The sequence below is a fragment of the Rhizobium sp. L51/94 genome (assembly GCF_019355555.1).
GTDB lineage: Bacteria > Pseudomonadota > Alphaproteobacteria > Rhizobiales > Rhizobiaceae > Rhizobium > Rhizobium rhododendri.
Map to the genome: position 1 here is coordinate 3,241,256 of NZ_CP072141.1, position 12,664 is coordinate 3,253,919.

General features: G+C 60.4%; 15 protein-coding genes. 9 read left to right on the forward strand and 6 right to left on the reverse strand.

What is annotated here, in order from left to right:
* Positions 1 to 319 precede the first annotated feature (319 nt).
* Entirely contained in the window at positions 320 to 1,522 is a 1,203-nt protein-coding gene (locus J5274_RS15800; protein WP_142823315.1) for a pyridoxal phosphate-dependent aminotransferase, read from the reverse strand.
* 232 nt (positions 1,523 to 1,754) lie between these two features.
* On the opposite strand from J5274_RS15800, the gene J5274_RS15805 reads away from it, so the two are divergent.
* From J5274_RS15805 to J5274_RS15820, 4 genes are all read left to right on the forward strand, one after another.
* Positions 1,755 to 2,900 (forward strand): PQQ-dependent sugar dehydrogenase, encoded by a 1,146-nt coding sequence (locus J5274_RS15805; RefSeq protein ID WP_224127756.1) that lies wholly within the window; start codon positions 1,755 to 1,757, stop codon positions 2,898 to 2,900.
* 117 nt (positions 2,901 to 3,017) lie between these two features.
* Positions 3,018 to 3,908 (forward strand): DMT family transporter, encoded by an 891-nt coding sequence (locus J5274_RS15810; RefSeq protein WP_142823316.1) that lies wholly within the window; start codon positions 3,018 to 3,020, stop codon positions 3,906 to 3,908.
* A gap of 409 nt (positions 3,909 to 4,317) precedes the next feature.
* Complete coding sequence (locus J5274_RS15815) at positions 4,318 to 4,533, forward strand: cold-shock protein (RefSeq protein WP_142823317.1); 216 nt, start codon at positions 4,318 to 4,320, stop codon at positions 4,531 to 4,533.
* 137 nt (positions 4,534 to 4,670) lie between these two features.
* Positions 4,671 to 5,093 (forward strand): BA14K family protein, encoded by a 423-nt coding sequence (locus tag J5274_RS15820; RefSeq protein ID WP_142823318.1) that lies wholly within the window; start codon positions 4,671 to 4,673, stop codon positions 5,091 to 5,093.
* Positions 5,094 to 5,153: 60 nt separating this feature from the next.
* Here the strand turns inward: J5274_RS15820 and J5274_RS15825 are convergent, their stop codons facing one another.
* The gene (locus J5274_RS15825; RefSeq protein WP_209184311.1) at positions 5,154 to 5,798 is read right to left on the reverse strand and encodes an MBL fold metallo-hydrolase; all 645 of its coding nucleotides are present in this window, start codon (positions 5,796 to 5,798) and stop codon (positions 5,154 to 5,156) included.
* Between the two features lie 228 nt (positions 5,799 to 6,026).
* Here J5274_RS15825 and J5274_RS15830 point away from each other — a divergent pair, with 228 nt between their 5' ends.
* Genes J5274_RS15830 through J5274_RS15845 form a run of 4 tightly spaced genes read left to right on the forward strand, consistent with a single transcriptional unit; the run spans position 6,027 to position 9,228 of the window.
* Positions 6,027 to 6,521: a MarR family winged helix-turn-helix transcriptional regulator gene (locus J5274_RS15830; protein WP_111222719.1), complete on the forward strand. Its 495-nt coding sequence runs from the start codon at positions 6,027 to 6,029 to the stop codon at positions 6,519 to 6,521.
* Positions 6,522 to 7,223, forward strand: coding sequence for a response regulator (locus tag J5274_RS15835; RefSeq protein ID WP_142823319.1), 702 nt, complete (start codon positions 6,522 to 6,524; stop codon positions 7,221 to 7,223).
* Between the two features lie 34 nt (positions 7,224 to 7,257).
* A complete protein-coding gene (locus J5274_RS15840; RefSeq protein WP_142823320.1) occupies positions 7,258 to 8,637 on the forward strand; it encodes an ATP-binding protein in 1,380 nt (459 codons plus the stop codon).
* Positions 8,638 to 8,646: 9 nt separating this feature from the next.
* Positions 8,647 to 9,228, forward strand: a complete 582-nt coding sequence (locus J5274_RS15845) for a DUF1349 domain-containing protein (protein ID WP_142823321.1) — start codon at positions 8,647 to 8,649, stop codon at positions 9,226 to 9,228.
* Between the two features lie 13 nt (positions 9,229 to 9,241).
* Here J5274_RS15845 and J5274_RS15850 read toward each other — a convergent pair whose 3' ends face one another.
* From J5274_RS15850 to J5274_RS15865, 4 genes are all read right to left on the reverse strand, one after another.
* Entirely contained in the window at positions 9,242 to 9,583 is a 342-nt protein-coding gene (locus J5274_RS15850) for a tRNA-binding protein (protein WP_142823322.1), read from the reverse strand.
* A 16-nt stretch (positions 9,584 to 9,599) separates the two neighbouring features.
* The gene (gene proC, locus J5274_RS15855) at positions 9,600 to 10,433 is read right to left on the reverse strand and encodes a pyrroline-5-carboxylate reductase (RefSeq protein WP_142823323.1); all 834 of its coding nucleotides are present in this window, start codon (positions 10,431 to 10,433) and stop codon (positions 9,600 to 9,602) included.
* Between the two features lies 1 nt (position 10,434).
* Complete coding sequence (locus J5274_RS15860) at positions 10,435 to 10,935, reverse strand: YbjN domain-containing protein (protein ID WP_111222713.1); 501 nt, start codon at positions 10,933 to 10,935, stop codon at positions 10,435 to 10,437.
* Positions 10,936 to 11,323: 388 nt separating this feature from the next.
* The gene (locus tag J5274_RS15865; protein ID WP_142823324.1) at positions 11,324 to 11,584 is read right to left on the reverse strand and encodes an accessory factor UbiK family protein; all 261 of its coding nucleotides are present in this window, start codon (positions 11,582 to 11,584) and stop codon (positions 11,324 to 11,326) included.
* 205 nt (positions 11,585 to 11,789) lie between these two features.
* Between J5274_RS15865 and lgt the strand changes: the two genes are divergently transcribed.
* Entirely contained in the window at positions 11,790 to 12,656 is an 867-nt protein-coding gene (gene lgt, locus J5274_RS15870; RefSeq protein ID WP_142823325.1) for a prolipoprotein diacylglyceryl transferase, read from the forward strand.
* Positions 12,657 to 12,664: the final 8 nt, after the last annotated feature.

The following is a 12,664-nucleotide window of genomic DNA, read 5'->3' on the forward strand; positions in this document are numbered from 1 at the left end:
GGCCATCGAGTCAGCGTATTTGGCGTTCCACAGAAGCCGACCAACGGGCTTGCGTATGGATCCTCGGGTCAAGCCCGAGGATGACGATGCCGAGGGGGTGGCAGCGCTGCTGTTGGCTTCGGTGGTGTGGTGCGCAGTTCGCGTGAAGGACTCGCCAGACGGAAAAACGTCCGTAACTCGCCGCCTCGCCCCGACGTCTCATTCTGCCAAGCCAAGACCACCAAACTTCGTCATCCTCGGGCTCGACCCGAGAAAGCGCATTTATACCAAAAAGGCCGCCATCGCTGACGGGCCTTCAAAATCTCGAGAGATCTGAAGCTTACTTGCAGGCGCCGCAGAAGCGCTGGATACGGCGGCAGGCTTCTTCGAGCAGATCTTCGGACGTCGCGTAGGAGATGCGGAAGTTCGGGCCGAGACCGAAGGCCGAACCGTGAACGACGGCAACGCCTTCGGACTCCAGCAACTCCGTGACGAAATCCTCGTCGTTGGTAATGACCTTGCCCGATGGCGCGGTCTTGCCGATCAGGCCGGCGCAGGACGGATAGACGTAGAATGCGCCTTCCGGAACCGGGCAGGAAATGCCCTTCGCCTGGTTGAGCATGCCGACGACCAGATCACGGCGGCCCTCGAAGATCTTCTTGTTTGCGGCAATGAAATCCTGCGGACCGTTGAGCGCCTCGACAGCCGCCCACTGGGCAATCGACGAAGCACCGGATGTCTGCTGGCCCTGGATCATGTCCATGGCCTTGATAAGCGACAGCGGGCCGGCAGCGTAGCCGATACGCCAGCCGGTCATCGCATAGGCCTTGGAGACACCGTTCATCGTCAGCGTCCGCTCATAGAGCGAAGGCTCGACCTCCACCGGAGTGACGAATTTGAAATCGCCGAAAGTCAGGTGCTCGTACATGTCGTCGGTGAGGACCCAGACATGCGGATGCCGGACCAGCACGTCCGTCAGCGCCTTCAACTCGGCGTGGCTGTAGGCCGCGCCTGTCGGGTTGGACGGCGAGTTGAACAGGAACCACTTCGTCTTCGGCGTGATCGCCTTTTCGAGATCGGCCGCCGTCAGCTTGAAATTGTTTTCCTGGGTCGCCGCCACGAAGACGGGCGTACCGCCGCACAGTGCCACCATCTCCGGGTAGGATACCCAGTAAGGTGCCGGGATGATGACTTCATCGCCCGCGTTCATCGTTGCCATGAAAGCATTGAAAAGAATCTGCTTTCCACCGGTGCCGACGATTGTCTGCTCCCAGCTGTAGTCGAGGCCGTTCTCGCGCTTGAACTTCGCCGCAATAGCCTTGCGCAGTTCAGGGATGCCGGAGACAGGCGTGTACTTCGTCTCGCCGCGATTGATCGCGTCGATGGCAGCCTGCTTGATGTTGTCCGGCGTGTCGAAGTCCGGCTCGCCGGCGCCAAGCCCGATCACATCGCGTCCCTTGGCTTTCAGCTCGCGCGCTTTCTGGGAAACGGCGATGGTGGCGGAAGGCTTCACACGGGAAAGAGCGTCGGCAAGAAAGGCCATGATGATCGGTCCTATTCGGTTGAGACAACAGAAACGCTGTGGGACCAGTTTTCTGCGGTAAGGTCTATGTCGAATGTACAGCCGCGTTTCAAGCAGAAAGGCGTCACCGGGACGTTATTTGTGTAACTCGCGCGCGCGGCCTATCACACGATGGCGTGAGACGCGACGGCAATGGCTTGAACCTGCCCTCTCCGCCCCCAGATCTCTCTGCTATCGATCCCGGGAGAAACAGATGACCCTTTCCACCAGAATGCGCGTCGCGATGCTATCTGCAGCTCTGCTGTCGGCCGGACCTCTGGCGGCGGCCGACGACATGGAGGTCATCAAGACGGACAAGGTCCGCGTCCAGGTCGAAACGATTGCCAGCGGACTGGACCACCCCTGGGCAGTCGAAGTTCTCCCCGACGGCGCCTATATCGTGACCGAAAGGCCGGGCGCGCTCAGGATCGTCCGCAACGGCACGATCGAGGCACCGATCTCCGGCCTGCCGAAGATCGCGGCAACCGGTCAGGGCGGGCTGCTCGACATCGCCCTCGATCCGCAATTTGCCACCAGCCGCACCCTGTATTTTAACGCCACCATTGCCGGCCCCGGAGGAACAGGCACCGCTGTTTACAGCGCACGTCTCTCCCCGGACGAAAAGCAGCTGACGGACGTCAAGCGCCTGTTCCTGATGAACCGCCTCAGTGGCGGCGGGCTGCAATTCGGCGCTCGCATCGCCATAGCGGCCGATGGCAGCCTGTTCGTCGGCCTTGGCGACCGTGGCGAGATGGATCGCGCGCAGGATTTCGAGGATGACGCCGGCTCCATTATCCACATCAATACCGACGGCAGCATACCGGCCGACAATCCGTTCAGGAAAAATCCAAAGGCACTGCCGGAAATCTGGTCCAAGGGTCATCGCAACCCGGAAGGCCTCACCTTCGACAGCGCCGACGGAACGCTGTACAGCGTGGAGCACGGCGCAAAGGGCGGCGATGAGATCAACCACCCCGAGGCCGGCAAGAATTACGGCTGGCCTGTCATCACCTACGGCCGTGACTACTCCGGCGAAAAGATCGGCGTCGGCACCGAAAAGGAGGGCATGGAGCAGCCACTGTTTTACTGGGATCCCTCGATCGCGCCTGGCGGACTTGCCGTTTATCGCGGCAAGATGTTCCCCGAATGGAACGGCGACTTCCTGGTGGCCGCGCTGAAATTCAAGCTGCTTTCGCGGCTGGAAAAGGATGCCTCCGGAAAAATAGTCGAGCGCGAAAGGATGTTCACCGGCGCGTTCGGACGGCTGCGGGATGTCATCGTTGCCCCCGACGGCGCATTGCTTCTTACAACCGACGCAACCGACGGCGCGCTCATCCGGATTTCCCGCGCCGTCGATTGAGCCCTGCAGCCGCACAACCTGACCTTGCCTGCCTGAAAAGCAGCTGCTAACAAGCCGCACTCCATCAGGGTGCACTCGCGCCTAGTCTGCCCTCCCCATAAGTTCCAGTTGCATGACATGACGCGCGTTCAGGCGAATCTTCTTCTATTGCTCGCAGCCGCGATCTGGGGCGGCGGATTCGTCGCCCAGTCGACGGCGATGCAGGCCATCGGGCCGCTCTGGTTCATCGGCCTGCGCTTTGCCGTGGCCGCAGTCGTCATCCTTCCGTTCGCCTGGTTCGAAAACCGCCGCGCCGCCACGCCCGTCAGCCCGAAACACTGGCGCGCCTTTATCCTGATCGGTCTTGCGCTGTTCGGAGGTGCTGCCACGCAGCAGATCGGGCTCCTGACCACCAGCGTCACCAATTCGAGCTTTATCACCGGCCTCTATGTTGTCTTCGTGCCATTGATCGCCGTCGGCATTCTCCGGCGTCCGCCACACTGGATCGTCTGGCCGGGCGCCCTGATGGCGCTGCTGGGCATTTTCCTGTTGTCCGGCGGCGCGCTGTCGCGGCTGACGGTCGGCGATATGCTGACGGTCGTCTGCGCCATCTTCTGGGCCATCCAGATCACTCTCGCCGGCACCGCCGTGACCGAGAGCGGCCGCCCGCTGATGCTGTCCGCCGTACAATTCGCCGTCAGCGCCGTGGCCGGGCTTGTTATCGCTGCGGCGCTGGAGCCGATCAGCTTCGACATCATACGCGCCTCGCTCGGTGAAATCCTCTATGTCGGCGTTTTTTCGTCGGGGCTCGCCTTCGCGCTGCAGGTCATCGGCCAGCGCTATACGACGTCGTCGCAGGCAGCGATCTTCCTATCGTCGGAAGCGCTGTTCGGCGCCTCGCTTGGGGCGCTTCTCCTGGGGGAAACCATCTCGCCGATCGGCTATGTTGGCTGCGCCCTGATGTTTGCCGCCATGCTCGTCGTCGAGATCGTCCCCGAGGTCCTCCGGCGACGGGATCGAACCGGCTGAATTCGCGAAAAAATTTGCGCACGAAATCCGTTGTCGACGATGGAAAAAAGCTACGCGTAGCCTGGCTGGTGAAAAATTGCCGCCGACGGCAGCACACTCCGCGCAAGTCATGGGATCGAGGCGCTTCCGACGCTTTAAAGTTTCCCTTGCCAAAGGCGAACAAAGACAGCACACTTGACCCGTTCAGGCGTTTTACGAGCTTGGAAAGTCCTAAAAAGAATTGCGCACCGGGAACGCAAATATTCCGGTCCGCCTCGTCCAAGAGCGATGTTTACAGGTCGTCTTTGGGCAAGGCTCGAGAGACGGGACAATTCCTTAAAATTCGAGAACCGCCTGAAAACTCCCGCAAGGGGTTGAGACACTGGTGCTGTCCGCGGGCATGGCGGGCAGCGAGAGAGGGACATAAGGCATGGCCGAGACTGGCATCGTGAAATTTTTCAACATCGACAAGGGCTTCGGCTTCATCAAGCCTGACAACGGTGGCGCGGATATCTTCGTGCATATCTCTGCCGTACAGGCCTCCGGCCTGGATGGACTGACTGAAAACCAGAAAGTCAGCTTCGACACGGAGCCGGATCGTCGTGGCAAGGGGCCGAAGGCCGTCAACCTGCATGTTTCCGCGTAAACCGGGTCTCTGCCTTTACACGAAACTCAGGCAGAGAGAGCCATCAATATTCAGTCTGGGTTCACCTTGCTGCCGCTAGATTGGCACAATCGAAGCATACGAAACAATTGTTCAAGTTTCTCTGCAAGGACAGGACCATGAAGACTCTCGGAAAGACCATTATCTTGTCGGCCGCTGCTGTCGCATTGACGGTGGCGTCCTTGACACCGGCTGCTGCCGACGATCGCTGGCATCATCACGGCAACGGCTGGGGCTTCGGCGCTGCTGGCCTCGCCACCGGCCTGATTGTCGGCTCGGCTATCGCCAGCCAGCCACGCTATGTCGAACCCGGCTACTACTATGACGACGGCTACGCGCCGCCGCCCCCGCCGCGCTACTATTACCCGCGTCGCGCTTACTACGCACCGCCACCCCCGCCGCCGGCCTACTACGCTGGCGGCCTGCGTCCGTGGTCGCCTCAGTGGTCGCGGTATTGCTATGACCGGTATGCCACTTTCGACGGCCGGACCGGCACCTATGTCGGCTACGACGGCGCACGTCACTTCTGCACCGCCGGCTGAGCGATCATCCGCCATCATACAAAAGCGTCGCCCTCCGGCGGCGCTTTTTTTATGCCGAGGTCACAGACCTCGCAGGTAGGGATTGCTGCGGCGCTCCTCGCCGATCTGCCCGCCCGGCCCATGGCCGCAGATGAAGCCGACGGCATCGCCAAGCGGCAGCACCTTGTCGCGAATGGAGTCCAGCAGCTGCTGGTGATTGCCGCCCGGGAGATCCGTACGCCCGATCGAGCCGTGAAACAGCACGTCGCCGACATGGGCGAAATTCTGCACCTTGTTGAAATAGATGACGTGGCCAGGCGAATGGCCGGGCGTGTGGAACACCTGGAACTCGTGCTCGCCGAAGGAGACGATATCGCCGTCCTTGAGGAAGCGGTCCGGAATGACGTTCTGGACACCCTCGATGTTGAAGGCCCGACCGCGAGCCTCAATCTGCCCGAGCAATGGCAGATCGTCCTCGTGGGGTCCGATAATCTCCAGCCCCAGCGCCTCCTTGACCTCCTTGGCACCGCCTGCGTGGTCGATATGGCCGTGGGTCAGCCAGATCTCCTTCAGCGTGATGCCGTTTTCCTTGACGGTCTGCAGGATCACGTCGACATCGCCGCCGGGATCGACCAGTACCCCCTCCTTGGTGTCGGGATCGAACAGGATGGTGCAGTTCTGCTGGAAGGGAGTTACCGGAATGATGCCGGCCTGGAGCATGCCCATGGACGCCTCGCGCGTTGAGTGACGATAAGGATCGATATAACGTCAAATGCCGGTCGGGGCAGCCCAGAGACGATAGAAAAGAATGCTCTGTCCTATCCTCTCCTCCGCCGACAGGTGAGCAGCCAGGCTAAAACCCTGCAAACACTGGATGACGTTCATTCCGTGAACGACACCGCCGCCGCTCTGCGCTAGGTTATCCCTGTCCCAAAAGAGGAAGGATGTGCCAAGGTGCCACGCCAGACGAACGAGAACGAGAAATCGGACCTGCTGTCGACGCCGCTTCAGGATACCGGGGGCATCGATTTCGAGATCATTGAGCTTCTCTTCTTCGCCTATCGCGATTTCGTCTCGGATCCGGACGCAATTCTGGCCATCGGCGGCTTTGGCCGGGCTCATCACCGCGTGGTGCATTTTGTTAACCGTGAACCGGGCATGACCGTTGCGGACCTTCTGGAAACTCTCAAGATCACCAAGCAGAGTCTGGCGCGGGTGCTCAAACAGTTGATTGATTCGGGTTATATTCATCAGGTTGCCGGCGACGAAGACCGGCGACAGCGCAGGCTCTATCCAACCAGAACAGGGCGCGACCTCGCGCTGGCGCTGGCCGAGCCGCAATCGCGCCGTATTGAAAAGGCATTCGAAGGAAGTTCGGCTCCGGCGCGAGACAGCGTCAAGGCCTTCCTGCGGGGGATGCAGGATCGACAGAAAAACGAGACGGATTGAATGACGACAAAAATGCCCATTTCGGACGATGCCCCGCACCTTCTGGTGGTGGACGACGACACCCGTATCCGGGTCCTTCTCAACCGCTACCTGATGGAGAAAGGCTTTCGCGTGACTGTTGCCGCCGAAGGCGCAGAGGCCCGGCGCAAGCTCGAAGGTCTGGATTTCGACCTGATCATCATGGACGTCATGATGCCCGGCGAATCCGGCATATCGCTCACCGCAGCCCTGCGGGAGATCAAGAACATCCCGATCATCATGCTGACGGCTCTCGCCGAATCCGATTCCCGCATTGCCGGCCTGGAGGCAGGAGCCGACGACTATCTCTCCAAGCCCTTCGATCCGCGCGAACTGGTGCTTCGCATCACCAACATCTTGAAACGAAACTCGCCGGCCGATGCACCGAAGATCGAACAGGTGATGTTCGGCCCCTATACCTTCTCGCTGTCGCGCAAGGAATTGAAGCGCGCCTCCGAGGTCATACGGTTAACCGACCGCGAGCAGGACATCATGCTGCTGTTTGCAAGGAAAGCCGGCGAAACCATTCCGCGCCATGAATTGATCGGCGATGATGCCGATGTCGGCGAGCGCACCATCGACGTCCAGATCAACAGGCTGCGCCGCAAGATCGAGGACGATCCTGCAAACCCCGTCTGGCTTCAGACGGTGCGCGGTATAGGCTACCGTCTCAGCATCGACTAGACTGAAGCGGACAGAGCCGGCAGGACCCGTAACGATGGCAGCATTCGACACGATCAGGCGCAACCACGAGCACGTGCCGACGTCGCGCATCAAGTCGGCAAACCGCTGGCTGCGTCGCCGCCTGCCGACCGGTCTCTATACGCGCTCGCTGCTGATCATCATCATCCCGATGATCCTGCTGCAGGCCGTCGTCGCCGCCGTGTTCATGGAGCGCTACTGGCAGATGGTGACCCAGCGGTTGTCGATGGCGACGACCCGCGATATCGCCAGCATTATCGACATCATCCAAACCTATCCCCAGGATGCCGACTACACCGAAGTCACCCGTATCGCTCGCGACAAACTCGGGCTCAGCATATCGATCGAGGCTAACAGCGAACTGCCGAGGCCGCTTTCCAAACCGTTCTTCTCCATCCTCGACGATATCCTCAGCGAGGAAATCCATGAGCAGATCAACCTGCCCTTCTGGATCGATACGGTCGGTGATTCCGGCGTCGTCGAAATCCGCATAAAGCTGAAGGACAAGGTCCTGCGGGTCTTTGCCCGCCGCAGCCAGACCTATGCCTCTAACACCCAGATCTTCATTTTCTGGATGGTCGGCACCTCGTTGGTGCTCATCATTATCGCGGTTCTGTTCCTGCGCGGCCAGATCAGGCCGATCGAAGCGCTGGCCAGGGCCGCCGAGAGCTTCGGCAAGGGCCAGAAGATGGAAACCTTCCTGCCACGCGGCGCCGACGAAGTCCGCCGCGCCGGCCTCGCCTTCATCCTCATGCGCGAGCGCATCGAGCGCCAGATCGAGCAGCGCACGGCGATGCTGAGCGGCGTCAGCCATGACCTGCGCACTGTCCTCACGCGGTTCAAGCTGCAACTGGCGCTGGCCGGCGACAATCCTGACCTCGCGGGCCTCAACGAGGACGTCGAGGACATGCAGAGCATGCTTGAGGGCTACATGGCCTTTGCTCGTGGCGAAGCGGAGGAGGACGTCGGAAGCCTGAAGCTGACCGATCTTTTCGACAGGCTGGAGGTCGATTTCAGCCTGCATGGCAAGTCGTTCGCCTATGAACTCGAAGGCGACAACGTCGTCTCCGTCCGCCCCAACGCCTTCAACCGGCTGGTCACCAACCTTGCCTCGAATGCACGGCGCTACGCCAATACCCTGCGTATCGAGGCCAAGCACAGCGCCCGCTGGCTGACGGTCGTTTTCGATGACGACGGCCCCGGCATTCCGGCCGCCAACCGCGAGGACGTCTTCAAGCCGTTCTTCAGGCTCGACGCCGCACGCAATCTGGACAATTCCGGCACGGGCCTCGGTCTGTCGATCGCACTCGACATCGCCCGCAGCCATGGTGGCAACATCACGCTCGGTGACAGTCCTCTTGGTGGCCTGAGAGCCACCGTCCGTATTCCTGCCTGAGGAGGCCCTATGACGTTCGATCTTTCGGCAATGACCTGGCTGAATGAACCGCCTTTATCGGAGTTGCGCGACGGACGACTGTTCGTCCGGTCCGGCGAAAAAACCGACTTCTGGCAGGGTACCTATTACGGCTTCCACCGGGACGACGGCCACTTCCTGCACCAGCCACGCCACGGCGATTTCACGGCCAGCGTCAGCTTTTCGGGCCATTACGAACATCTCTATGACCAGGCGGGCCTGATGATCCGCCACGACGCGACGCACTGGGTCAAATGCGGCATCGAATTTACAGATGGCGCCAAGCATTTCAGCGTCGTCGTCACCAACGGGCATTCCGACTGGTCGGCCTTCAGGCTCGATCACGACTTCGATGCCTTGTCGGTGCGTGTGACCCGCAACGGCGACGCGCTGTTCATCCAGTACCGCACGGACGCAATGACCGACTGGCGCATGGCAAGGCTCGCCTATTTCAACCCGGCGATCACGGAGTTGATGGTCGGCCCGGCCTTCTGCTCACCGCAGCGCGCCGGCTTCGAAGCGGAGTTTTTCGATTTCAGCGTTACCGACCCAGTGTCGCGGGATATCCACTGAGCGGCAATGCCGTTCACATCATCCGGCGCCCGTTCGGCGCGCCACGCTCGACAGCGGCAAGCACGATGGCGCCTGCCTCGTCCTCGAAACCGAGGGTGAGCACTTCCGAGCGGAACGGCCCGATCTGGCGTGGCGGGAAATTGACGACGCCGAGCACTTGGCGACCGATCAACGTTTCAATTGTGTAGTGGACGGTGATCTGTGCCGAGGATTTCTTGATGCCGATCTCCGGGCCGAAATCGATTTTCAGCTTGAAGGCCGGCTTGCGTGCCTGCGGAAAATCCTCCGCCTCGACGATCGTGCCGACGCGGATGTCTACCTTCTCGAAATCGCCATAGGTGATCTCTTCGGTCATGGGGAGCTCCGTTGTGTCAGCCAGCCAGTTCCTGCGCACGCAGACGGGCAGCAGCGATCGCCTCGTCGAACAACGGCTGCATGCCGTCCTCTGCCATCAGCACGGCGAGAGCCGCTGCGGTGGTGCCGCCCGGCGAAGTGACGTTCTGGCGCAGCCTCGACGCATCGTCGGGGAGCTGGTGAAGAAGTTCGCCAGCTCCCGCGACGGTTTCCCGTGCAAGACGCATGGCGAGGTCCGCCTGCAGGCCAAGCTTGCGACCTGCCTCCGCCATGCATTCCACGAGATAGAAGACATAGGCCGGTCCGCTTCCGGAAACAGCCGTGACGGCATCGATATCTGCTTCCTCGGGCACCCATTCGACGGGGCCGGAAACTTTCAGGAGATTCTGGACGATCTGGCGACGGCGCTCGTCTGTCGCCTCGTTGGCATAGGCGCCGGTGACGCCACGACCGACCATGGCCGGCGTGTTCGGCATGGCGCGGACCATGGCTGCCTTGCCGAGATGGGTCTCGAGGAAAGCCAGCGTCTTGCCGGCCGCAACGGATACGATGACTGTCTCAGTGCCCACGGCATGGCGCAGCGACGGCAGCACCGCTTCCATCACCTGCGGCTTCAGCGCCAGAAAAAGAACGCCGGCCTCTATACCCTCGGGCAAACTGGTGACATGACGGGCGCCGGCTTCCGCAATCATCGTCAGCATCGGGGCTGCCGGACCCGGATCGACGACGATCACCGAAGAACCGGCAACACCGCTCTTCAGCCAGCCAGTCAGCAGCGCGCCGCCCATATTACCAGCACCGACCAGAACGATCGGCCCCGAAGAAGGGACGGAAGCGGCGGCAGGCGTCATATCAGCACTCACCAACGGTTTCGAACAGGACAGCTTCCATCGCGCTCTTGGCCTCCATGCCGGACCAGACGACAAACTGGAAGGCCTGATAATACGCTTCGCAGGTTTCAAGACCGTTGGAAAGCAGCACTTCAACCTGACGGTTGGTCGGCTCGGCGCCACCGGCGAGCAGCAGCGACTGGCGGAAAATCACCACGTCTTCCTGGCGCCACAGGTCGAAATGACCCATCATCACCTGGCCGTTGATGCAGGAGAGCAGACGGATGACTTCGTTGACGCGGGTTTCTGCGACCTTGATGTCGAACGCGCAGGCAATGTGCAGGGCCTCGCACTCTTCCATCCATGAAAACGACACGTGATAATCGGCCCAGTGGCCGGCTACGGTCATGGCGATCTCGTCTTCGCCCGACCTCTCGAAGGACCAGTCGTTATTGGCAGCGACGAACTCGATCATATCGACCGGGTTGGACTGGCGCTCAAGTTCAATTTCCATCAGGCTCATACAGCACCTTTTCAACCGGAGTGAATGCAGCTGCTTGTGCTTCAACACACTACCCTGCAGACAGTAACTCCGGCACAACCACTGGGATGATGTTGAACGGGGCCAGTATATCGTGACCACCATGCCCGGAGCTTACCAAGGCCGTTCCGAATCATCATTTAAAATCAGTGTATAGGCGCTGTAGGCCGGCGCCATCCCCTCAAATTACAAATCCCCGATCCGCCTGTGGAAAGGTGTTGCGAGATCGATTCAGAAGCGAGTCATAAATGACTCTGGCGATTGAGTTTTTTGTACATGTCCACAGGTCTTAAAAAATTCGTTCAAATGATAACAAAACGGGCATGGTGGAGATCCACCATGCCCGTCGGACCAGCCTTGGGGGCTGAAATCACTTTGCCTTGGCGGAAAGCTTCGCCTCGAGCGCTTCGATACGGGCCTTGAGCGCATCGTTTTCGTCACGCGCCTTGACCGCCATTTCGCGCACGGCTTCGAACTCCTCGCGCTTGACGATGTCCATGCTGTTAAGCCAGCGTTCGGCCTGGGCATTGAAGGCGGTTTCGATTTCGCGGCGGACGCCCTGCGCGGCGCCAGCGGCATCGGTCATCAGCTTGGCGAATTCATCCATGATGCGGTTCGGTCCTGTGGTCATGCTGCTCTCCTTTGCGGCCAACGGCCCGGTGAAGGGTTTTCACCTCCAAGATAGTGTTGAGTTAGGATTTCGGAAGTCCCGTTGCAAGCGGTTTAAGCCGTGGGCAACTCAGCACAGCGCTTGCAATTGTCATGGTTCGGTTTAATCGACATCATCATGCCTCGTTTCGGCAGCATGTTCAGCGCGCATTATTGGATCGATCACCTTGCAGACACCCGCCCTTCTTATGGCAATGATTCCCTTCCCGGATATCGATCCGGTGGCCTTCTCCATAGGTCCGCTGGCGATACACTGGTACGGACTTGCCTATGTCATCGGCATCCTGCTCGGCTGGGGCTATGCGAGGCGTCTGGTCACCAACGAACGACTGTGGCGTGATGGCAAGGCGCCGATGACCATTGCCCATCTCGATGACTTCGTTGTCTGGATTGCACTCGGCATCGTGCTTGGCGGTCGCATTGGCTACGTGTTGTTCTACGACATGCAAGCCGTCAGCGAAAATCCGCTGCGCGCATTCGAAATCTGGAACGGAGGAATGTCGTTCCATGGTGGCCTTATAGGCTCGACCGTCGCGATGATCCTGTTCTCCCGCCGCAATGGCATTCCGATGTGGAGCCTGTTCGACGTCATCGCCACCGTCGTGCCGATCGGACTGTTCTGCGGACGCATCGCCAATTTCGTCAACGGCGAACTCTGGGGTCGCGTCTCGACGGTGCCGTGGGCTATCGTCTTTCCGACAGGCGGGCCGCTCAGCCGTCATCCGAGCCAGCTCTACGAGGCAGGCCTCGAGGGCATCGTGCTGTTCCTGGTGCTGTTTGTCATCACCCATTGGCTGCTGACCCTGAAGCGACCGGGCCTCACCAGCGGCGTTTTCGTCACCGGCTATGCGCTGTCGCGCATCTTCGTCGAGTTCTTTCGCGAACCGGATGCGCAGCTCGGCTATCTCCTCGGTACCGACTGGCTGACCATGGGTATGGTGCTGTCGCTGCCGATGATCCTGCTCGGTCTCTGGGCTGCCATACGCGCTGTTCGGGCTGTCCGGGCCGATACCATCCAGCGACATCCAGTCTGAGCGTTTCG